Genomic DNA, 22,165 nt, shown 5'->3' on the forward strand with positions numbered 1-22,165 from the left:
TGCGGCGGCTGCCGTAGCCGTTCGAGACCAGGGTCCCTGCGATGCCGCGCAACAGGGCGGGATCGCGGATCAGGGTGTTCTGCCGGGCGAGGATCCCGGAGACGACCCCGCGCAGGGCCTCGCAGGCGGCGATCTCCAGCCCGTCGCCGGCCTGCAGCGCCCGGCCTTGCCAGGCCTCGAGGTGGTTCAGCGCCCGGGTCGCGGGATCCTGCCGGGGCGGCGGGCTCGGCGGTGGCGGGCGACGCCCGAGCAGCCGGTCGAGCCAGCCAGGCTCCGGGGCTGCCGGGGGCGGCGGGTCGTCGAGGATCGCGGCGATCTCGCGCTGGAGCACGGCGTCGGCCTCAGCGCGGAGCGCCGCCAGGGCCGCCTCGACCTCACCGAGCCGGGGCTCGATGCCCTCACGCAGGATGGCGGCGACGATCGACCGGAAATTGACGCCGAGATCCGCGTAGACCGCGCCCACCGGCACCGACAGGTCGGACATGAGCCGGATCAGCACCTCGTGGACGACCAAGCGCCAGGGCCGGATCCGGGTGAGCTGGCGGGCCGGCAGGCCGCACAGGTCGCTCATCTCGAGGGCGTCGCGCAGCGGCGTCTCGACGTGCTCGGGGCGATAGACGGTGATCAGCGGGGCGAAGGCGGCCGGCAGGTCGGACTGGACGCCGGGATTCCACGGCCCGGCGGCCGGCTCGACCGGGGGAACGGCGGCCGGTCCGCTCACGGATGCGCCCGGGCGGGGCGCACGAGCCTCGGGCATCGTCCTGAAGATCGGATCCAGGACGATGCCCTCAGGTTTTGATGGGGCATCGTCTGTTTTCGGGTGCCGGACAGTGTCTGTCCGGACGATGCCCTAAAAGACCTTCTGGAACCAGCCGTGCGAGTCCTGGGTCGTGCCGCGCTGGATATCGACCAGCATGCCGCGCAGCCGGCGGGCCACCGGGCCGGCGACCGCGTCGCTGATGGTGAAGTTGTCCTCGCGGCCCTTCACGGTGCCGATCGGCGTGATCACCGCGGCGGTGCCGCAGGCGAAGGCCTCGGTGAGCCGGCCGGCGCGGACGTCGGCCCGCCAGGCGTCGACCGTGTAGGGCTCCTCCTTGACGGTGAGCCCCGCCTCGCGGGCCAGGGTGATCACTGAGTCGCGAGTGATGCCGGGCAGGATGCTGTCGGAGAGCGGCGGCGTCTGGAGCGTGCCGTCGGCGAACACGAAGAACACGTTCATGCCGCCGAGCTCCTCGATGTAGCGGCGCTCGGCCGCGTCGAGGAACACCACCTGCTCGCAGCCCTGGCGCGCGGCCTCGGCCTGCGCGGCGAGGCTCGCGGCGTAGTTGCCGCCGCACTTGGCCGCCCCGGTGCCGCCCGGCGCGGCGCGGGTGAAATGCTCCGAGATCCAGACCGTGACCGTTCCGGTCGGGTCCTTGAAGTAGGAGCCCACCGCCGAGGCGATGGTGACGAACAGGTATTCCGAGGCCGGCTTCACCCCCAGGAACGCCTCGTTGGCGATCATGAACGGCCGCAGGTACAGGCTGCCGTCGGGCGTGTCGGGGATCCAGTCGCGGTCGATCTGCACCAGCTTGTGCATCGCCTCGACGAACGCATCCTCCGGGAACGGCGCCATCGCCATGCGCTCGGCCGATTGGCGGAAGCGGCGGGCATTGGCGTCGGCGCGGAACAGGGCGGCCCCGCCATCGGCGGTGCGGTAGGCCTTCAGCCCCTCGAAGATCTCCTGCGCGTAGTGCAGCACCGCGGCGGCCGGATCGAGCGGGATCGCCTCGCGCGCCTGGATCCGCGCATCGTGCCAGCCGCGACCGGCCGAGTACCGGGCTACGACCATGTGGTCGGTGAACACCTTGCCGAAGCCCGGATTCTCCATCAGGGCAGCCCGCTCGGCGCTGGTCCGGCGGGCGGGATGGGCGTGGGTCTCGAACGTCAGGTCGCTCACGGGTGGGGTCCTCATAGACTCAAGCCCTTATGCCGCGCTCCGGCGGACGAATCTACGGAGCGCGCGCATGACTCATGCGCCAGATTTGCCGTGCCGACGGCTCGATAGCAGGTCGGCTCAGGCAGCCGGCGCCGGCTCCGACAATTGCATCCGGTGCAGGCGGGCATAGGCGCCGCCGGCCGCGATCAGGTCGTCGTGACGGCCGGTCTCGATGACGCGGCCGGCTTCCATCACGGCGATCCGGTCGGCCTCCCGCACCGTCGAGAGGCGGTGGGCGATCACCAGGGTGGTACGGCCGCGCATCAGACGGGTCAGCGCCTCCTGGACCAGGCGCTCGGATTCCGAATCGAGCGCCGAGGTCGCCTCGTCGAGGAGCAGGATCGGCGCGTCCTTCAGGAAGGCCCGGGCCAGGGCGACACGTTGGCGCTCGCCGCCGGAAAGGCGGTTTCCGGCCGGGCCGACGCGGAACGCGTAGCCCTCCGGCAGGGCGGTCACGAAGTCGTGGGCGGCTGCGGCGCGGGCGGCCGCCTCGATCTCGCCCCGGCTCGCCCCGGGTCGCCCGAAGCCGATATTGGCCGCGATGGTGTCGTCGAACAGCACCACCTCCTGCGAGACCACCGCGACGGCGGCGCGCAGCGAGGCCAGGGTGACAGCGCGCACGTCCTGCCCGTCGATGGTCACCCGGCCGGCGGTGACGTCGTAGAGCCGCGGCACGAGGTTGAGCAGCGAGGATTTTCCGGAGCCCGAGCGCCCGACCAGCGCGGTGGCGGCGCCGGCCGGAACCGTGAGGTCGATCCCCTCCAGGGCCGGCGCGTCCGGCCGGTAGCGGAACTGCACGCCCTCGAACCGGATCTCCCCGGCGGTGACGACGAGCGGCGCCGCATCGGGCGCCTCGCGGATCTGGGGCGCCTCGTCCATCACGTCGAAATAGCGCCGCAACGCCGCCGCCGCCTCCTGCAGGATGGCGTTGAGGTTGCCCAAGGCCCGGGCGGGCTGCGCGGCGAGCAGCAGGGCCGCCACGTAGCCGGTGAAATCGCCCACCGTCCGCTCGCCGGCCAGCACCCGCTGCCCGACCAGCACCAGCACGCCCGCCACCGCGATGCCGCCGCCCACCTCCAGCAGGGGGTCGAGACGCCCGCGGGCGTTGGCGGCCTTCATCTTGAGGCGACGCACCTCGTCGAGCGCCTGCACCGCCCGGCCCTTGAGGTAGCCCTCCATGGCGTAGGTCTTGGCGACCCGGGCGCCCTGCAGGCTCTCGGAGATCAGGCTGGCGGTGGCGCCCATCTGCTCCTGGGTGGTGGTCGAGACCCGCCGGAGCTTCTTGCCGATCCGCCCGATCGGCCCGGCCACGAACGGCACCGTCAGGCCGGCGACCAGGGTCAAGACCGGATCCATCCAGATCAAGGCCGCGACCAGCCCGATCAGCATGGCGATGTCGCGCAGCAGCACCGTGGAGATGCGGGTCAGCGCCTCCTTGATGAAGGCGAAATCGGTGGTGAAGCGCTGGGTCAGCGCCGCCGGGCTCTCGCGGCCGAGCTGCGCCAAGTCGGATTCGATCAGGTGGCCGTAGAGCGCCGCCTGCATGTCGGCCTCGACCCGGGTGACGACCCGGTTGGTCAGCACCGTCTGGCCGAACAGTGAGAAGCCGCGCAAAGCCGTCACAACGATCACCACCAGCGGCCCGTAGGCGATGGCCGCTGCATCCTTGCGGTCGAAGGCGTCGAAGGCGGCCTTGATCAGCGCCGGGTACAGCCCGGTCGAGCCGCCCACCAGGGCGATCAGCACCAGCACCACGGCGAGCGTCGCGCGGTGGGGATAGAGCCAGGTGCGCCACAGGCGGACGAGGAGGGGGAAGGTGTCGCCGGGGAGGCGCGCCATGGAGCTTACCGGTTCGGTCCTGTCACCGGGCTCCCTGAGGCAAGATCCGCGGCGGCAGCGGTTTGCAGCCGCCGCCGCCGCGGATCAAGTTTTTTGCCGTCGGCCGCGTTCAGCGGTCGTCGCCGCCGGGGCCGCGCTCGTCGTCGCGATGGCGATGCCAGCCGCCGTGGCGATGGCCGCCCATCGGGCGGGCCAGGATCATGGCGCGCCGCTTCTGGCCCTCGTCGAGGCTCGCGTAGAGCGGCTGGGCGGCGTCGGCGAGCTTGCGCAGGGCCTCGCCCCGGGCGGAGGCGGCATCGGCCATCGCCCGCAGGGCGGCCGGCGCGTCGTCGGACATCTTCGGGCGGTCGCGCATCGCCGCGCGGCGCTGCTGGCGCAGCTTGACCATGTCGCGCAGCGCGGCCTCGACCGGCGGCCACAGCTTCTCCTGATCGGCATTGAGCTTCAGGCCGGCATGGAGCCCGGCGATGCGGGCATCCGCGAAGGCGGCCCGATCCTCCGGGGTCAGCGCGCTCCAACGCCCGTGGCCCCGAAAACCGTCGGAGCCACGGTCATGCGCCGCGGCCGCTCCGACGAGGGCCAGGCCGAGGGCACCGGTGACGAGAAGGGCGGCTCTCAAACGTCCGGACATGGCATGCTCCATCTCACGCTCGGTCGCCGCGGCGATGACCCGGCAGCGACCCACAACGCGCATCAGGCGCCGGCCGTGTATCCCGCTTGTGTATGTAACATTGTTTCATTACAGGCTCCGTGACCCCGGGTGGATTGGGAGGACAGGACGTGCGCGGGACGGTTCGGTTGGCGTGGCTGGTGGGGCTCATCCTGGGGCTCGGCTTCTCTCTTCCGAGCCGGGCGGCCCCGGACGCCGAGAAAATCCGCGCGGTGGCGAGCTTCTCGATCCTCGGCGATCTCGTGCGTGTCGTCGGCGGCCCGCACGTGGCGGTGACGAACCTGGTCGGCCCCGATTCCGACGCGCACGGCTTCAGCCCGTCCCCGGCCGACGCCAAGAAGCTTGCGACGGCCGACATCGTGTTCGTCAACGGGCTGGGGCTCGAAGGCTGGCTCGACCGGCTGATCCGGGCCTCGGGCACCCGCGCGCCGGTCGTCGTCGCCTCCACGGGGGTGAAGACCATCGCCGCCGTGCACGAGCACGCCCATGCCGACGGCGGTCACGACCACGACCACCACGCGGTCGATCCGCATGCCTGGCAGAGCGTCGCCAACGTGCGGATCTACGTCGCCAACATCCGCGACGGCTTGGCGAAGGTGGATCCGGCCCATGCGGAGGCCTACCGGGCCGCGGCCGAGGCCTACACGGGGCAGCTCGACGAGCTCGACCAGGCGGTGCGCCGGGCGGTGGAGAAGATTCCCCCGGAGAACCGCCGGATCATCACCACCCACGACGCGTTCGGCTACTTCGCCGACGCCTACGGGCTGCGCTTCATCGCGCCCCAGGGCGTGTCCACCGAGAGCGAGGCGAGCCCGCGGGATATCGCGGCGATCATCCGGCAGATCCGCCGGGAGAAGGTTCCGGCGGTTTTCCTCGAGAACATCAGTGACCCGCGCCAGATGGAGCAGATCGCCCGCGAGGGCGGCGCGCGGATCGGCGGCAGGGTCTATTCCGACGCCCTGTCCGGGCCGGACGGGCCGGCGGCGACCTATCTGGACATGATGCGCTCGAACCTGCGGGCGTTCGACGCGGCCCTGACCCCGGGCTGAGCGCCCGACCCCCGGTTTCCGGAGCCGAACCTACGGACGCGCTGCCGGAATGACACAACCGGAGCTTGCATGATCCCGCATTCTTTCCCGCCGCGGGAATGACATAGCGTAAACCGCCGGTTAAGAGGCCGCCTCTACCCTGAAACGAAACGGGTGCCAGCCGATCCTCGTATCCGAGGGCTCGGGCCCTTGGGGCCTGGTGAGATCGCTTGGCTCGGAGATCGCGTGGCTTGGGGGCCTGACCGCTGGCGCTTCTATCGGCTCGTGGCGCGCGAGACCGCGCGGACCCTTCGTGCTGTCGGCGCCAGCCTCACCGCCTCGCCCGACATCCTGGCGCGGATGCGCGTCACCGGGCTGGTGATCGCCCCGCAGGACCTGCGCACCTCCGACGCCACCTTCGCCGACGACATCTATGCCGGCATGTTCGTCTTCGCCGGCCGGTCGCTCGCGGCGAGCGGCGGCTCGCCCTTCGACTACGCGGCGCCCTCGCCGGAATGGGCCGATGAGCTCTACGGCTTCGGCTGGCTCCGCCACCTGCGGGCGGCCGACACCGCGCTCGCCCGCGCCAATGCCCGGGCCTTCGTGGCGGATTTCATCGCCGGCCGGGGCGACCCAGCCCTGGCCCGCCACACCCCGGTGGCGGCCCGGCGGCTGATCTCGTTCCTGTGCCAGTCGCCCCTCGTGCTCGAGGGGGCCGACCACACCTTCTACCAGAACTTCCTGAAGGCGATCGCCCGCAACGCCCAGCAGCTGGAGCGCGACCTCCGGCGGGGCGTGCCGCCGCAATGGCGCCTGAACGCCGCCGTGGCGCTCTGCTATGCCGGCCTGTGCTGCGACGGCATCCAGCCGATCCTGCGCCGGGCGACCCGGATCCTGTCGCGCGAGCTCGACCGCCAGATCCTCACGGATGGCGGCCACCGCTCCCGCGACCCGCGCTTCGCCATGGAGTTGCTGCTCGACCTGCTGCCCCTGCGCCAGAGCTATCTCAGCCGCAGCGTCGAGCCGCCGGCCGCCCTGCTGCGGGCGGTGGACCGGATGCTGCCGCTGCTGCGGCTGCTGCGCCACCCGGACGCGTCGCTCAGCCATTTCAACGGCATGGGCGCCACCGACGCGGACCATCTCGCCACGCTCCTGGTCTATGACGGCGCGCTCGCCCGGCCGATGATGCACGCGCCCAATTCCGGCTACGAGCGCCTGGAGGGCGGCCGGGTCATCGTGGTCGCCGATGTCGGCAAGAGCCCGCCGCTGCCCTACTCGCTCAATGCCGGGGCGGGCTGCCTCGCCTTCGAGATGTCGAGCGGGCCGCAGCGCATCGTGGTCAATTGCGGCCTGCCGGCCTCCGGGCCGGACCTGCGCCTGCTCGCCCGGTCCACGCCGGCCCATTCGACCGCCAGCGTCGCCGATTCCTCGTCCTGCCGGTTCCTCACCGCCACGGGCTGGTGGGGCGAGCGCGTGGTGGCCGAGTGGCTGATCCGCCGGCGCGGCGCCGTGGTCCTGCGCGGCCCTGCCGCGGTGGCGGCCGAGCGGGTCGAGGAGGCCGACAGCACCGTGCTGGCCGCAAGGCATGACGGCTACGCGCCGGAATTCGGCATCGTGCACGAGCGGCGCTGGCAGCTCTTCCCCGCCGAGGCCCGGCTCGAGGGCCGCGACGCCTTCCTGCGCCAGGGCAAGGGCCGGCTGCGCGGCCACGACGTGGCGATCCGCTTCCACCTGCATCCCGGCATCGCGGTGCGCGGGGTGCCCGAGGGGCTCGAACTGGCCTCGGCCCTCGGCGAGATCTGGGTGTTCCGGGCTTCGGGCGCCGAGATCGCCATCGAGGAGAGCGTGTATTTCTCCGGCCTCACCGGGCCGCGCCGCACCGACCAGATCGTGCTGCACCTGCGCGTGTCCGACGACGTCGAGGTGCGCTGGAGCTTCGAGCGGCTGGCCTCGGCGCCGATGCGGGGCGCGACCGCCCCCTGATCCCGGCTGGCCCCGCGCCCCGGTTCCATGCTACCGCGCGCCGAAATCTCAAGGTTCGGCAAGCTGCTATGGCGCACGATCAGGTGCGGGTCTCCCGCGCGCTCCTCTCGGTCTCGGACAAGACCGGCCTCGTCGAATTCGCCCGGGCGCTCGACGCCCGCGGCATCGCGCTGGTCTCCACCGGCGGCACCCATCGCGCCCTTCAGGAAGCCGGCCTGCCGGTCACCGAGGTCGCCGACCTGACCGGCTTTCCCGAGATGATGGACGGGCGGGTGAAGACCCTGCACCCGGCGGTGCATGGCGGCCTGCTCGCCATCCGCGACAACCCCGAGCACCAGGCCGCGCTCGCCGCCCACGGCATCGGGGCGATCGACCTCCTGGTGGTGAACCTGTACCCGTTCGAGGCGACCATCGCGGCCGACAAGCCGGAGGCCGATTGCATCGAGAATATCGATGTCGGCGGCCCGGCGATGATTCGTGCGGCCGCCAAGAACCACGCCGACGTCGCCGTCGTCACCGACGTCTCCGATTACCCCGCAATCCTCGCGGCCCTGGAGCAGAACGACGGCGCCGTGGGCGGCGACCTGCGCCGCCAGCTGGCCCAGAAGGCCTTCGCCCGCACCGCCGCCTACGATGCCGCCATCGCCAACTGGATGGCGGTGCAGTTCGGGACGGAGGCGCCCGGCCGGTTCCGCGCCTTCGGGGGCACGCTCGCCCAGAGCCTGCGCTACGGCGAGAACCCGCACCAGTCGGCCGCCTTCTACCGGGCGCCGGGCCTGGTCCGGGCCGGGGTCGCGACCGCCCGCCAGCTCCAGGGCAAGGAGTTGTCCTACAACAACTTCAACGACACCGACGCCGCCTATGAATGCGTCGCGGAGTTCGACCCGGCCCGGTCCGCCGCGGTGGCGATCATCAAGCACGCCAATCCCTGCGGCGTCGCCGAGGGCGCCAGCCTGATCGAGGCCTACGAGCGGGCGCTCGCCTGCGACCCGACCTCGGCCTTCGGCGGCATCGTCGCGCTGAACCGGACGCTGGACGCGGAGGCCGCCCGCAAGATCGTCGAGATCTTCACCGAGGTGATCATCGCCCCGGACGCGACGCCCGAGGCCATCGCCCTGGTGGCGGCCAAGAAGAACCTGCGCCTCCTGCTCGCCGGCAGCCTGCCCGACCCGCGGGCGCCGGGCGAGACCGTCCGCACCCTGTCCGGCGGCCTGCTGGTCCAGGGCCGGGACGCGGTCGTGGTCGACGACATGCCGCTCAAGGTCGTCACCAAGCGCGCCCCGACCGACGCCGAATCGGCCGATCTCCGGTTCGCCTACCGGGTCGCCAAGCACGTGAAGTCCAATGCCATCGTGTACGCCAAGGCAGGCGCCACGGTGGGGATCGGGGCCGGGCAGATGTCCCGGGTCGATTCCTCGCGCATCGCCGCCTGGAAGGCCGCGGAGGGCGCCAAGCGCCTGGGCGTCGCCGAGAGCCTGGCGGTCGGCTCCGTGGTCGCCTCGGACGCCTTCTTCCCCTTCGCGGACGGCCTGCTGGCCGCCGCCGAGGCCGGCGCGACGGCGGTGATCCAGCCGGGCGGCTCGATGCGCGACGCCGAGGTGATCGCGGCCGCCGACGAGGCCGGGCTGGCGATGGTCTTCACCGGGCACCGCCACTTCCGGCACTGAGGCGAGACGGTCCCGCGGCGCCCCGCACCGGGACCGGACGCGGTCCCGAGACGAAGGGGGCGATGGCCTCGTCGGCAAACCGTCCGGTTCACCCCCGGGGCGGGCGGCTGCGTTGTTTGCCCCACCGGTCGGGCGCGCGGTTGCGCGGGCCTCGGACTGCCGGCGCGTCAAGCGTCGGAGCCCTTGCGCGCCGCGTTTGCGGGGCGGGCGTCGTGTTAACGCTGTGCCCAGAAACGGATGCGCCCTGATGGCATTCGGCAGCCCCGAATCGCGCGGCCGGCAGTTCGACTATGGATCTATCGGCGACACGTTGCCCACCGATCGGGCAGTCTTGCAGCATCGATTTTGCAAAACCAAATATCGGGCCGCCGAAAACGCTGCATTTTATGCGAATTGAGCAGGATGTGTGCCAGGGCTTGATATTTCAGCGCCTGCGCGGCATGGGAAATCCGCGGTCCGGCGGAACTTTTGCGACGGATTGCGCGATCTGTTCGTGGATCGCGTGTGCGGCGCCCGTGACATAGGGCTTCGGAGCCCCATTTCGGGGATGTTGTTTTAGCGGCGTGCGCTGAACAACCTTGGGCCAGGTGACGCGATGTTACTCGCTGCAGTGCTATTTGTGGTCGGCGTGCTGATCGGCTGGTCCTATACCATGCTGGTCATGATCGCGACCTCGATCCTGATCATGGTCGGGGCACTGATCCTGTTCGCCTTCGGACCGGGGCTCGACCTTCTCCACGTGCTGATCGTGCTCGGCTATCTCACCGCCCACCAAGCCGGCTACCTGCTCGGCGCCTATTGCAGCGGTCTTTACGCAGACAAGCGGAACGGGCCGTCGCCGCTACCATAGCCAGATCGGACGTTCCGCCAGGTTACAGATCAGGGCCCACAGCACGATCGTCGTGACATTGGCGGCAAGGACCAGGGACAACGGCGGCTTGCTGCCGCTCTTTCGACGGAACTGTGTCAGAACGTCGTTCACGTTAGATATCCTGTCTTGCCATAAAGCGTGTCGAAGACGGCCGAATGCGGCTCTTGGTTCCGTCAAAACTGATTTTTGATGGGCAACAAGTGGTTGTCGCAATACAACTTGTATGTCTGTATCTCGCACTTGCGCGTGCCGCCCGTACCACTAGACGGGTGGCGATGATAGTCTCTTCGCTGCCGTGTCACGCGGGAATGTCAATCTTTCGCGGTATATTGCTTTGCGGCCACGCAGGGCGTCCGGAGGTCGCAGGATAGCCAGTACCGCGCCCGGCCGGGTCCATGCGTGATCAAGCGCACCTGCGACAATAGCCTGGGCGATCGGCGCCGCTGACAGGAGGCGCGATACCGATTCGGCCTGTTCGGGCCGTGTGACGCTGCTGCTTGCGCGACCGGACGCGACCCGGCGGCGCGGTGCGATCCGGGAGCCGGCTTTGAGTCCCCAAACGCAGAACACCCGGACCGCGCGGGCGGCCCGGGTGTCGTCAGGCGACCGGCGTGGCGGCGCTCAGGTATCGGCGAAGATATCGCGATCCTTGGTCTCGGGCACGAACAGCAGCCCGATGATCACCGTGGCGACCGCGATCACGATCGGGTACCAGAGCCCGTAATAGATGTCCCCGGTCTGGGCCACCATGGCGAAGGCGGTGGCCGGCAGCAGGCCGCCGAACCAGCCGTTGCCGATATGGTAGGGCAGGGACATCGAGGTGTAGCGGATCCGGGTCGGGAACAGCTCCACCAGCATGGCGGCGATCGGGCCGTAGACCATCGTGACGAACACCACGAGGATGAACAGCAGACCGATCACCTGGGCGACCTGCGGCCGGAAGATGTCGAACGGGTTCGCCATCTTGACGATGTCGGCATCGCCGGCCTTCGGGTAGCCCGCCGCCTGGAGCGCGGCGGTCACGGCCTTGTTGGCCTCGGGGGTGCCGCCCTGCGGATAGGCGATCTCGGTGTCGTTGACCCGGATCGTGGTCGGCTGGCCGGGCGCACCGGGCGCGGTGTCGTACTTCACCGAGGATTTCGACAGGAAGTCGCGGGCGAGGTCGCAGGGCGCCGTGAATACCCGTGTGCCGACCGGGTTGAACAGGGTCCCGCAGGCGGCCGGATCGGCCGTGACCGTGACCTTCACCCGCTCGATCGCGGCTTCGAGCTTCGGGTTGGCGGTGGCGGTGATGCCCTTGAAGATCGGGAAGAAGGTCGCCGCTGCGATGGCGCAGCCCGCCAGGATGATGACCTTGCGGCCGATCTTGTCCGACAGCCAGCCGAACACCACGAAGAAGCCGGTGCCGAGGAGCAGCGACCACGCGATCAGCAGGTTGGCCGTGTAGCCGTCGACCTTCAGGATCGATTGCAGGAAGAACAGCGCGTAGAACTGGCCCGTGTACCAGACCACGCCCTGGCCGGCGACGAGGCCGAACAGGGCGATCACCGCGAACTTGGCGTTCTTCCACTGTCCGAACGCTTCGGTGAGCGGCGCCTTCGAGGTCTTCCCCTCATCCTTCATCTTCTGGAAGGCCGGCGATTCCGAGAGCTGAAGGCGGATCCAGACGGAGATGCCGAGGAGCAGGACGGAGACCAGGAACGGGATCCGCCAGCCCCATTCGGCGAACGCCGCCTCGCCGGTGAAGGTCCGGGTCGCCAGGATGACCAGCAGCGACAGGAACAGGCCGAGCGTCGCGGTGGTCTGGATCCAGCTCGTGTAGAAGCCGCGCCGGCCGTTGGGGGCGTGCTCGGCCACGTAGGTCGCCGCGCCGCCATACTCGCCGCCGAGCGCCAGGCCCTGGGCCAGCCGCAGGACGATCAGGATGATCGGCGCCGCGATGCCGATCGTGGCGGCGTTGGGCAGGATGCCGACGATGAAGGTCGACAGGCCCATGATCAGGATCGTGACCAGGAAGGTGTATTTCCGCCCGACCAGGTCGCCGACGCGGCCGAAGACCAGGGCGCCGAACGGCCGGACGATGAAGCCCGCCGCGAAGGCCAGCAGCGCGAAGATGTCCCGCGTCGCCGGCGGATAGGCCGAGAAGAACTGGGCGCCGATGATCGCCGCCAGGGAGCCGTAGAGATAGAAATCGTACCATTCGAAGACGGTGCCCAGCGAAGAGGCGAAGATCACCCGCTTCTCCGCCGAACTCATCGGTCTCGTGGCATCCCCCGCCCGCGGGATCGCAGTTGCCCCAGCCATGACCCGGTACCTCCCAGACGACGCGCGCGGCCGATGGCGTCGGCCGCAGATGGCGGACTGCGCGCCCTGCACGGGGCGCAGATCACGTATGCGTGACGGTAAGGAACCTCTCGGTCAATCCGCAATGTGACGGTGGGAACCGTCATCAACATGGCGGCTTGCCGACGACGGCGGCTGGCCCGAACGACGAAGGGCGCGGCTCGCGCCGCGCCCCCCGGTTCTCGCCAGTGCGCCTCAGTCTCAGTGGGCGTGCGCGCCCACCGCACCGATGCCGGTCTCGGAGCGCACGAACTGCGCCTCGAAGGCGGCGCGCTCGCGCTGGGCCTTGCGGGACTTGTCGAGGCTCGACACGGCCCAGATCGTCACGAAGGCCAGCGGCATCGAGAACAGAGCCGGGTTGTCGTAGGGGAAGATCGGCGCGGCGTTGCCGAACGTCACCACCCAGACGGCCTTGGACAGCACCACCATCCCGACCGCCGAGATCAGCCCGACGAGGCCGCCCGCGAGCGCCCCCCAGGTGGTCGTGCCGCGCCACAGGATCGACATGGCGAGCACCGGGAAGTTGCAGCTCGCCGCCACCGCGAAGGCCAGACCGACCATGAAGGCGACGTTCTGGTTCTCGAAGACGTAGCCGAGATAGATCGCCACGATCCCGATCACCACGGCCGAGATCTTCGACAGGTTGACCTCGTGCTTCTCGGTGGTGCGCCCGCGGGCGATCACCTGGGCGTAGAGGTCGTGGCTGACCGCGGAGGCGCCGGCGAGGGTCAGGCCCGCCACCACCGCCAGGATGGTCGCGAAGGCCACCGCCGAGATGAAGCCCAGGAAGTACGGGCCGCCGACCGCGTTGGCGAGGTTGACGGCGACCATGTTGGTGCCGCCGATCATGTCCTTCAGCTTGTCGAAGGTGCCGGCCGCGCCGAGCTTGAAGTAGCTCGGATCCGACATCAGCAGGGCGATGCCGCCGAAGCCGATGATGAACGTCAGGATGTAGAAGTAGCCGATCAGGCCGGTGGCGTAGAACACCGACTTGCGCGCGGCCTGGGCGTCCGAGACCGTGAAGAACCGCATCAGGATATGCGGCAGGCCGGCGGTGCCGAACATCAGGCCGACGCCGAGCGAGATCGCCTCGATCGGGTTCGAGACCAGGCCGCCGGGCGCCATGATGGCGTCGCCCTTCGGGTGGACCTGAACCGAGCTCGCGAACAGCGCCTCGGGGTTGAAGCCGTATTTGAGCAGCACGGCGCCGGCCATGAAGGACGCGCCGCCGAGCAGCAGGCAGGCCTTGATCACCTGGACCCAGGTGGTCGCCTTCATGCCGCCGAAGGCGACGTAGACGATCATCAGCACGCCGACGATGATCACCGCGTAGAGGTAGGGCAGGCCGAACAGGAGCTGGATCAGCTTACCGGCGCCGACCATCTGGGCGATCAGGTAGAACGCCACCACCACCAGGGTGCCCACCGCCGAGATGATGCGGATCGCGGTCTGGTCGAGGCGGAAGCTCGCCACGTCGGCGAAGGTGAACTTGCCGAGGTTGCGCAGGCGCTCGGCGATCAGGAACAGCACGATCGGCCAGCCGACCAGGAAGCCGGTGGAGTAGATCAGCCCGTCGAAGCCCGAGGTGTAGACCAGGCCCGAGATGCCGAGGAACGAGGCGGCCGACATGTAGTCGCCGGCGATCGCCAGGGCGTTGGTCCCGGCCGAGATACCGCCGCCGGCGGCGTAGAAGTCGGCGGCCGACTTGGTGCCCTTGGCAGCCTTGTAGGTGATGCCCAGCGTCAGGACGACGAAGAACAGGAACATGCCGATGGCCGGCCAGTTCGTGGCCGCCTGGCTCACGGCGCCGAGATCGGGGCCGGCCGCATAGGCCGCGCAGGCCGTGATCGTGGCCAGCGTCAGGCCGAGAAGAATCCGGTTCATCGGCCCACGCTCCGCTTCAGGGCATCGCTCAGCGCGTCGAAGCGCGTGTTGGCCCGGGCCACGTAGATGCCGGTGAGGGCGAAGGCGAACAGAATCACGAACACGCCCATGAACAACCCGAGCGAGGCGGTGCCGCCGCCGACCTTCACGGCCATGAGCGACTTGTCGAAGGCGATCAGGCCGATGAAGCCGAAATAGACGACCAGCATCAGGATCGTCAGGATCCAGCCGAACCGGGTGCGCTCGGCGACGAGCTGCTTGAATTCCGGGGTCCGGACGATCCGGTCGATCTGCGGATCGACCGCCGCAGCGGCGTTGCGGGATGGTGGAGGCGCCGTGCCCCCGCGAAGGCCGAGTGTCGAGCCGCTCATGACGTTGTCCTCCCGCGAAGGCGCTTCGGCCTTCCGGTTCCTCTTGAGACCAAGATTCGTGGTTCTTGTTGGAGACGGGCGCCGGACCGGCACCCGTCTCGTCCGCGTCACGTGCCGGCGCGGCACGCCGCGATCAGGGCCGGTTCTGCCGGTTCTCGATCAGGTCCTCGACGACCGCCGGCTCGGCGAGCGTCGAGGTATCGCCGAGCGCGCCGAAATCGTCCTCGGCGATCTTGCGCAGGATCCGGCGCATGATCTTGCCGGAGCGCGTCTTCGGCAGGCCGGGGGCGAACTGGATCAGGTCCGGCGAGGCGATCGGGCCGATATCCTTGCGGACCCAGACCACCAGCTCCTTGCGCAGGGCGTCGTCGCCTTCCTCGCCGTCGTTGAGGGTGACGTAGGCGTAGATGCCCTGGCCCTTGACCGCGTGCGGGTAGCCGACGACCGCGGCCTCGGCCACCTTCGGGTGCGCGACGAGGGAGGATTCGACCTCCGCGGTGCCCATCCGGTGGCCCGAGACGTTGATCACGTCGTCGACCCGGCCGGTGATCCAGTAATAGCCGTCCGCGTCCCGGCGGGCGCCGTCGCCGGTGAAGTACTTGCCCGGATAGGTCGAGAAGTAGGTCTGCTCGAACCGCTCGTGGTCACCGTAGACCGTGCGCATCTGGCCGGGCCAGGAATCGGCGATGCAGAGGTTGCCCTCGCACGGGCCCTGCAGGACCTTGCCCTCGGCGTCCACCATCTCGGGCTTCACGCCGAAGAACGGCCGCGTCGCCGAGCCGGGCTTCAGGGCCGTGGCGCCCGGGAGCGGGGAGATCAGGATGCCGCCGGTCTCGGTCTGCCACCAGGTGTCGACGATCGGGCAGCGCTTGTCGCCGACGACGTTGTAGTACCACTCCCAGGCTTCCGGGTTGATCGGCTCGCCCACCGAGCCGAGCACCCGCAGCGAGGCCCGCGAGGTCTTCTTCACCGGCCCCTCGCCGCCGCCCATCAGCGAGCGGATCGCGGTCGGCGCGGTGTAGAAGATGTTGACCTTGTGCTTGTCGACCACCTCCCAGAACCGCGAGGTCGACGGGTAGGTCGGGATGCCCTCGAACATCAGCGTGATCGCGCCGTTGGCGAGCGGCCCGTACACGATGTAGCTGTGGCCCGTGACCCAGCCGACATCGGCCGTGCACCAGTACACGTCGCCCTCGCGATAATCGAAGACGTATTGGTGGGTCATCGCGGCGTAGACCAGGTAGCCGCCGGTCGTGTGCACAACGCCCTTCGGCTGGCCGGTCGAGCCCGAGGTGTAGAGGATGAACAGCGGGTGCTCCGCCTCCACCGGCTCGGCCGGGCAATGGTCGGTCACCTGCTCGGCGGCCTCGTCGTAATAGACGTCGCGGCCCGGCTCCATCTCGACGCTGCCGCCGGTGCGGCGCACGACGATCACGTGCTCGACCAGGTCGGTGCCGATCCGCTTGATCGCCGCGTCGACATTGGCCTTCAGCGGCACCTTGCGGCCGCCGCGCAGGCCCTCGTCGGCGGTGATCACCACCTTGGAGGTGCAGCCCTGGATGCGCGAGGCCAGCGAATCCGGCGAGAAGCCGCCGAACACGATGGCGTGGATCGCGCCGAGCCGCGCGCAGGCCAGCATCGCGTAGGCGGCCTCGGGAATCATCGGCATGTAGAGGGTGACGCGGTCGCCCTTGCTGACGCCGCGGTTGCGCAGGACGTTGGCCATCCGGCAGACCTGCGCGTGCAGCTCCCGGTAGGTGATGTGCTTGGACTCGTCCGGGTTGTCGCCTTCCCAGATGATCGCGGTCTGGTCGCCGCGGGTCTCGAGGTGCCGGTCGATGCAATTGTAGGCGACGTTGGTCTTGCCGTCCTCGAACCACTTGATCGAGACCCGGCCGGGCTCGAAGCTCGTGTTCTTGACCTTGGTGAACGGCGTCATCCAGTCGATGCGCTTGCCGTGCTCACCCCAGAAAGCGTCGGGATCCGAGACCGACGCCTCGTACAGTGCGCGATACTGGGCGTCGTCGACGTGAGCACCCTCACGCCACGCAGCCTGCACTTCGACGACCTTGCCTTCCATGGCATTCCATCCCTGTTTGGTGCCCGATCGTATCGCGGCGTGGGCCGCGCAGCCAGGACTTCCAAAGTAAAGTAGCCTACATCTTGCGGGGACGATATCGTCGCCGGCCCGCCTGAGCCGGATCCGAAGATCCGGAATTCAATTGGGCGCAATGTAAGGCTTGATTGAAGCCCGCCCGGTGCTCTGTCAAGCCGAGCTTGGCGGCCTGAACGTCAGCCGCGGGCTGGTGTTTCGCAGTCCTGCCCGCCCGTACGATCCCGGCCGGGCCCTCAGCCGTTCGCGGCCCGGCGCGTCGGCATGATGATCTCCACCAGGGTGCCGTCCTCCGGGCGCGCCGACAGCTGGAGCCGCCCGCCATTGGCCTCCACCAGGGCGCGGGGCAGGGCAAGGCCGTCCTCGACCTCGTCCGACGGCTCGGCCGCCGGCTGCGCCGTCCCGGCGCCGGTATCCCGCACCCGCAGCGCGACGCCCTCGCTCTCGGTCGAGCCGGTCGAGACGATGACCTGGCCGCCGGCCGCCGAGCGCCGGATCGCGTGCTCGATGACCAGGCTCGCGGCGCGGCTCACCGAGCGCTCGTCGGCCTCGAGGTCGGCGAGATCGGTGGAGAAGCTGGTGCGTACCACGATCCGGCCGCGGGCGGCCTCGGCCTGAAGCCGGGCGACGCAACTCGCCACCACGTCGTTGAGCGCGATCGGGCGCGGGTCGAGCCGCAGGGCGCCGGCCTCCACGGTGGCGAGGTCGAGGAGTTCGCTGACGCGCTCCAGCATCAGCCCGCCCGACGTCTTGATCTGGGTGAGGCACCCGCGATAGCGCGCGTCGCCCAGGGGGCCGAACGGCTCCCGCAGCATCGCGTCGGCGAGCTCGATCATCCCGGTGAGCGGCCCGCGGAAGGCCCGGTCCAGGCGTGCCAGGGCCGCGTCGAGGCCGACCCCCGAGGCGGCCGGATGCGGCGGCTCGGCGGTCGGCGCGATTTCGGCCTGCGCAGCGCTGAGCACGGCGACACGCCGCCCGTCCTCCCGGGCCGGCGAGACGCCGATCGTCAGCGCCCGGCCGCCCACCGAGACCGGGCAGGGGGCCTTGGCCGCGCCGCGCAGGGCATCGGCCACCGCGAGCACGCTCTGCCGGTCGAACAGGGCGACGAGGCTGGCGCCGACGATCTCCCGGGGATCGCAGCCGAACAGCTCGGCGGCCGCCCGGTTCAGCGCCACGATCCGCCCGGCGGCGTCGAGGGTCAGGACCCCGGCCTCCAGGGCATCGAGGGCCGCTTCGGCCGCGGCCGTCCGTTCGGCCTGCGCTTCGCGGGCCAGGCGCTCGGCATCGAGCGCGCCGGCCGGATCCGCTTCGTCGAGGGGGCGCAGGACGAGGCAGACCGCGGGCTGGCCCGCCCAGGTGCAGGCGCCGCCCAGGATTTCGACCGCGCGGGCGCTGCCGTCAGCGGTCTCGATCGCGGTGCGACGCGCGGCCGGATCGGGGGCGTCCGGCTGCGGGACGCCCCGGAACAACCGGTCGAGCCCGGCCTTGGTCAGGGCCGCGACATCGGCGAAGCCGGCCAGGTCGAGGAGCGCCCGATTCGCCGCCAGGATCGCGCCGTCGCGATGCACGAGTGTCGGCAGGGGCAGCCCGGCGAGGAGTTCGGCGTCCCGGGCGGCCGGGGCGTCGCGGGTCTCCGCGGCGCCGGGATTCGGGCCGGGGAACGGCATGACCGCGCCGCCCTCGCGCAGCACCGGTGTCTCGGCGGAGGCCTCGTCGCCGGCGTAGCGGGCGCCGAGCGCCCGGGCGATCTCCCGGAAGGCGGCGTGCTCGTCGGTCGACAGCGACGGCTGCTCGACGATGGCTGCGGGCGGCGCCGCGGCGGCAGGCGCGGGGGCTGCCGTGACAGGTGTCTCGGCCGGCAGGGACGGTCCGACCGGTTCCGGCTCGAGGATGACGGCGGCTGGCTCTGCCGAGACGGGGGCAGGCACCTCGGTCGAGGGGGCCGGCCGCGGCTCGGGCGGCGCCGAGGCGACCGGGTCGGGCATCGGCTCGGGCCCGGTCGGGACCGGCTCGCGCGCGGCCGTTGCCCGTGCGGCCGGCACGCTGCGGACCAGCCCGAACCCACCGAATCCGGAGAAGGCCGCATCCCCGCGCCCCAGGGGGGCGCCGGACAATTCCACCTGGAACGGGCCGTCGCCGAGATCCAGGCAGGCCGGCTCGCCCCGGAAGGTGCTGCGGTCGCGCAGGGCCGCGAACATCCCGTCGGCGCCGGTGATTCGGCCGGTCTCGGCCAACTCCTGCCAGCGCTGGCCGACGAGGGTGGCGAGCCCTTCGGATCCGGTGAGGGTCGTCAGCGCGCCGGCGGCATCGCTGCGCCACAGGAAGCGGTCGCCGGTGTTCAGGGCGGCTGTCGCGGCAGGCTCCGCCACCGGTACGGGATTGCGGGCCTGCGCTTCCACCTCGGGCGCCGCCGCCGGGGCGAGTTGCCGAGGGCGCGGCAAGCGCACCGGCGCCGTCGGGATCACCAGCACGACCGGTCGGCCGTCGTCGCGCGTCCCGCCGACCACCTGGCAGAGCGTCGGCGGGGTAATCCGGCGACCGTCGAGGGCGAGCCGGGCAAGACGTGGGGCACCGTCCCGGGGAATCGAACCGGCGACCTGCCGGGCCAGGATCGTCCTGTCGGCGCTCGCCAGCGCCGCGCCCAGGGCCTGCCCCGCCGGGGAGGCGAGCAGGATCCGCCCGTCCGCGGGATCGATCACGAGACAGACCGCCTCCGGGTCGGCCAGCGCGGCCGCGAGGCTGGGCAGACGTGCCCAGGCCGCGAACGCGGCGGCCAGCCCGGCCTCATCTGCTCCGGCGGTCGATGTCAGTGTCGTCTGCACAGCCCGCGACCTCGAACCCACGCCCGATCCCTCGTCCTCCGGCCCGCTTTGCCCGAGAAACACGCGCAACCGTACCCCTATTGTAAAGCCACCTGCGTTGCGACGCTGGACTCTTGCGCCCACCGTCACACGTTTACGTCATGTCAACCTTAATGAAGGCGGCGCGGGTGGCATATGGCGGCGAATCAGATATTGTGCAGTGCACAAGGCGCCATCAACAGCCGAATATGAGAGGAGACGACGATGAGCACCCCCCCGAACTACGAAGTTCCGACCGAGATGCGTGACTTCGCCGAGAAGAGCGTCGAGCAGGCCCGGAAGGCGTTCGACAGCTTCATCGGCGCCGCCCGCCGCACCGCCGACACCGTCCAGGGTTCGGCCGAGGTCGCCCGCACCAACGCGCAGGACGTCTCCTCCCGCGGATTCGAGTATGCGGAGCAGAACGTGAACGCCGCGTTCGACCTCGCGCAGAAGCTCGTCCGCTCGCGCGACATGCAGGAGGCCATGCAGCACCAGGCCGAGTTCGTGCGCAGCCAGTTCGCCGCCATCCAGGCCCAGGCGAAGGAGTTCAGCGGCATCGCCCAGAGCGCGATGCAGCAGGGCGCCGAGCGCGCGAAGACGGCCATGCAGCAGAGCGCCGAGGAGGCCCGCAAGGCCATGGAGCAGGGCCAGGACGCCGCCAAGCAGACGGCCCAGAACGCCCAGGACGCGGCCGAGCGCTCGACGCACTGACGCCTCGGCACAGCCGACCGCACCAGCGGCCCGCTTCCGGTTTCCGGGGGCGGGCCGTCTCGTTTTCGCCGGTATTGCCGTCGAAGCCGCCCGCGCCGGGTGATGAACCTGCGTCGCGCGAAAGGAACAGGAATGCGCCTCCACCTCAACGGCCGATCCGGGCTGAAGGCCCCGTTCCGGCTGACCCTCGCTGCCGTGGCGCTGGCCGTCGCCCTTCCGGGCTCGGCGGCGTTTGCGCAGTATGGCGGCGGCTACGGCGGTCCGCCCCCGGGCTACGACGACCCGGACGAGGGCGGCTATCGCCCGGTGCCGCGCCGCCGCGAGCGCCAGCCCGTCGGCTACAATTGCGATGCCGTGCAGCAGGGCCTGACCGGGCCGAAGCCGTTCGCCTGCCCGCTGCCGGGCCCGCGCCCGCTCGGCGTGCGCTGCTTCTGCGATCTCCCGATCGCCTCGTTCAGCCCGCCCCAGACGGCCGTCGGCCGCGTGGTGCCCTGACGGGCGCGGGATTTCGGCGGCGGCGGGTGTGTCGCTTGGTGCCTGTGGCGCCGCACATCATCCTAAAACGCGCCCCTCTCCCTCACGGGAGCGGCGCGTCGCGGCCTGAATACCCCGACGTACCAACATCATCGCGGGATCGGGTAAGCAGCCCTCCGGCCGCCCCAGAACTTCGTCGCCGGCAGAATCATAAGCCGGCTTCCTTATAGTCCCCACGCATATCCCACCTTGCGTAATCCGAAGCCCGCCACCTACAAGTTGGGCAAGGGAAGCGTCGCCGCAATCGGGTGACGACAGGACGGCGCGGGCCGCACGGCACCGCTCCGCAGGGAGAGAGACGCGTGACACTCGCTCGGTACGGCGCGGCCTTGGCGCTGCTCTGCGGATTCGGCCTCCTGTCGCCTGCGCAGGCCGCCGAATGCGCCAATCGCGGCCAGCTCGACGACGCCTATTGCGACGCGAACCAGGACCTCGTCGCCGACATCCCGGCCAAGACCCGCGACCCGAGCGTCATCGTGTTCGCCTACACGCCGGTCGAAGATCCCGCCGTCTACGAGAACGCGTTCAAGCCGTTCACCGCGCATCTGGCGCAATGCACCGGCAAGCGCGTCGTCTACTATCCGGTCCAGTCGAACTCCGCCGAGATCGAAGCGATGCGTTCGGGGCGGCTCACGGTGGCGGGCTTCTCCACCGGGCCGCTGGGCTTTGCCGTGAACATGGCCGGTGCGGTGCCGTTCGCCGCCAAGGGCACCGAGAAGGGGCCCGAGGGCTACAACCTGATCGTCGTCGTGAAGGCGAGCAGCCCGTACAAGACCCTGGCCGACCTCAAGGGCAAGCGCGTCGCCCACACCGCGCCCTCGTCGAATTCCGGAAACCTCGCCCCGAAGGCGCTGTTCCCCGAGCAGGGCTTGAAGCCTGGCGAGGATTACAAGGTCGTCTACTCGGGCGGCCACGACAAGTCGGCGCTCGGCGTCGGCACCGGCGATTACGACGCCGCCCCGGTGGCCTCCGACGTGTTCAACCGCATGGTCGCCCGCGGCACGATCAAGGGCGACGACTACCGGATCATCTACACGAGCGAGAAGTTCCCGAGCTCGGGCTTCGCCTACGCGCACGATCTCAAGCCGGAACTCGCCGAGAAGCTGAAGCAGTGCTTCTACGACTTCCGCTTCCCGCCCGACATGGTGAAGGATTTTGAGGGCGACGACCGGTTCGCGCCGATCACCTACCTCAAGGACTGGGCGATCGTGCGCAAGGTCGCGGAGGATTCGGGCACGCCCTACAACAAGGCTGCCTACGAGCGTGAGGCCGCCCGGGAGGCCGAGGCCGCGCGCAAGAAGGCCGAAGGCCAAGCCAAGCCGTGACGCGC

At 70.3% G+C, this 22,165-nt stretch carries 17 protein-coding genes and 1 pseudogene; 8 read left to right on the top strand and 10 right to left on the bottom strand.

What is annotated here, in order from left to right; translation table 11 throughout:
• The 4 genes and pseudogenes from WYO_RS17345 to WYO_RS17360 all read right to left on the bottom strand — a co-directional run.
• A pseudogene (locus WYO_RS17345) lies at window positions 1-721 on the bottom strand (hypothetical protein); the annotation flags it as partial.
• 129 nt (window positions 722-850) lie between these two features.
• The gene (locus WYO_RS17350; RefSeq protein WP_085985805.1) at window positions 851-1,939 is read right to left on the bottom strand and encodes a branched-chain amino acid aminotransferase; all 1,089 of its coding nucleotides are present in this window, start codon (window positions 1,937-1,939) and stop codon (window positions 851-853) included.
• Window positions 1,940-2,056: 117 nt separating this feature from the next.
• Window positions 2,057-3,817: an ABC transporter ATP-binding protein gene (locus tag WYO_RS17355; protein WP_007564825.1), complete on the bottom strand. Its 1,761-nt coding sequence runs from the start codon at window positions 3,815-3,817 to the stop codon at window positions 2,057-2,059.
• A 109-nt stretch (window positions 3,818-3,926) separates the two neighbouring features.
• Window positions 3,927-4,448: a Spy/CpxP family protein refolding chaperone gene (locus WYO_RS17360; RefSeq protein ID WP_007564827.1), complete on the bottom strand. Its 522-nt coding sequence runs from the start codon at window positions 4,446-4,448 to the stop codon at window positions 3,927-3,929.
• Window positions 4,449-4,636: 188 nt separating this feature from the next.
• Between WYO_RS17360 and WYO_RS17365 the strand changes: the two genes are divergently transcribed.
• The 5 genes from WYO_RS17365 to WYO_RS17380 all read left to right on the top strand — a co-directional run bounded on the left by WYO_RS17365 (window position 4,637) and on the right by WYO_RS17380 (window position 10,015).
• Window positions 4,637-5,536 (top strand): metal ABC transporter substrate-binding protein, encoded by a 900-nt coding sequence (locus WYO_RS17365; protein ID WP_244424221.1) that lies wholly within the window; start codon window positions 4,637-4,639, stop codon window positions 5,534-5,536.
• 225 nt (window positions 5,537-5,761) lie between these two features.
• On the top strand, window positions 5,762-7,498 hold the full coding sequence (locus WYO_RS17370) for a heparinase II/III family protein (RefSeq protein ID WP_007564834.1): 1,737 nt from the start codon (window positions 5,762-5,764) through the stop codon (window positions 7,496-7,498).
• 68 nt (window positions 7,499-7,566) lie between these two features.
• Window positions 7,567-9,165, top strand: a complete 1,599-nt coding sequence (purH, locus tag WYO_RS17375) for a bifunctional phosphoribosylaminoimidazolecarboxamide formyltransferase/IMP cyclohydrolase (RefSeq protein ID WP_007564836.1) — start codon at window positions 7,567-7,569, stop codon at window positions 9,163-9,165.
• A 247-nt stretch (window positions 9,166-9,412) separates the two neighbouring features.
• Window positions 9,413-9,562: a hypothetical protein gene (locus WYO_RS31635; protein WP_165486564.1), complete on the top strand. Its 150-nt coding sequence runs from the start codon at window positions 9,413-9,415 to the stop codon at window positions 9,560-9,562.
• 198 nt (window positions 9,563-9,760) lie between these two features.
• Window positions 9,761-10,015: a hypothetical protein gene (locus WYO_RS17380; RefSeq protein WP_007564837.1), complete on the top strand. Its 255-nt coding sequence runs from the start codon at window positions 9,761-9,763 to the stop codon at window positions 10,013-10,015.
• Here the strand turns inward: WYO_RS17380 and WYO_RS31640 are convergent.
• The 6 genes from WYO_RS31640 to WYO_RS17405 form a co-directional block, all read right to left on the bottom strand.
• Entirely contained in the window at window positions 10,007-10,147 is a 141-nt protein-coding gene (locus WYO_RS31640) for a hypothetical protein (RefSeq protein WP_007564839.1), read from the bottom strand. The two genes, WYO_RS17380 and WYO_RS31640, sit on opposite strands and share 9 nt — an antisense overlap.
• Window positions 10,148-10,657: 510 nt before the next feature.
• On the bottom strand, window positions 10,658-12,292 hold the full coding sequence (locus WYO_RS17385) for an MFS transporter (RefSeq protein WP_052311430.1): 1,635 nt from the start codon (window positions 12,290-12,292) through the stop codon (window positions 10,658-10,660).
• A gap of 288 nt (window positions 12,293-12,580) precedes the next feature.
• On the bottom strand, window positions 12,581-14,263 hold the full coding sequence (locus WYO_RS17390; RefSeq protein ID WP_007564843.1) for a cation acetate symporter: 1,683 nt from the start codon (window positions 14,261-14,263) through the stop codon (window positions 12,581-12,583).
• Window positions 14,260-14,634 (bottom strand): DUF485 domain-containing protein, encoded by a 375-nt coding sequence (locus WYO_RS17395; RefSeq protein WP_007564845.1) that lies wholly within the window; start codon window positions 14,632-14,634, stop codon window positions 14,260-14,262. Before WYO_RS17395 ends, WYO_RS17390 begins: the two co-directional genes overlap by 4 nt.
• Window positions 14,635-14,767: 133 nt before the next feature.
• Window positions 14,768-16,714: an acetate--CoA ligase gene (gene acs / locus WYO_RS17400; RefSeq protein ID WP_007564847.1), complete on the bottom strand. Its 1,947-nt coding sequence runs from the start codon at window positions 16,712-16,714 to the stop codon at window positions 14,768-14,770.
• A gap of 269 nt (window positions 16,715-16,983) precedes the next feature.
• Window positions 16,984-19,569, bottom strand: a complete 2,586-nt coding sequence (locus tag WYO_RS17405; RefSeq protein ID WP_007564849.1) for a PAS domain-containing protein — start codon at window positions 19,567-19,569, stop codon at window positions 16,984-16,986.
• Between the two features lie 243 nt (window positions 19,570-19,812).
• Here WYO_RS17405 and WYO_RS17410 point away from each other — a divergent pair, with 243 nt between their 5' ends.
• The 3 genes from WYO_RS17410 to phnD all read left to right on the top strand — a co-directional run bounded on the left by WYO_RS17410 (window position 19,813) and on the right by phnD (window position 22,160).
• The gene (locus WYO_RS17410) at window positions 19,813-20,301 is read left to right on the top strand and encodes a phasin (protein ID WP_007564850.1); all 489 of its coding nucleotides are present in this window, start codon (window positions 19,813-19,815) and stop codon (window positions 20,299-20,301) included.
• Between the two features lie 132 nt (window positions 20,302-20,433).
• A complete protein-coding gene (locus WYO_RS17415; RefSeq protein ID WP_007564852.1) occupies window positions 20,434-20,796 on the top strand; it encodes a hypothetical protein in 363 nt (120 codons plus the stop codon).
• Window positions 20,797-21,137: 341 nt separating this feature from the next.
• The gene (gene phnD, locus WYO_RS17420; RefSeq protein ID WP_007564854.1) at window positions 21,138-22,160 is read left to right on the top strand and encodes a phosphate/phosphite/phosphonate ABC transporter substrate-binding protein; all 1,023 of its coding nucleotides are present in this window, start codon (window positions 21,138-21,140) and stop codon (window positions 22,158-22,160) included.
• The last annotated feature ends 5 nt before the right edge of the window (window positions 22,161-22,165 follow it).

The sequence above is a fragment of the Methylobacterium sp. GXF4 genome (genome assembly GCF_000272495.1).
GTDB classification, from domain to species: domain Bacteria; phylum Pseudomonadota; class Alphaproteobacteria; order Rhizobiales; family Beijerinckiaceae; genus Methylobacterium; species Methylobacterium brachiatum.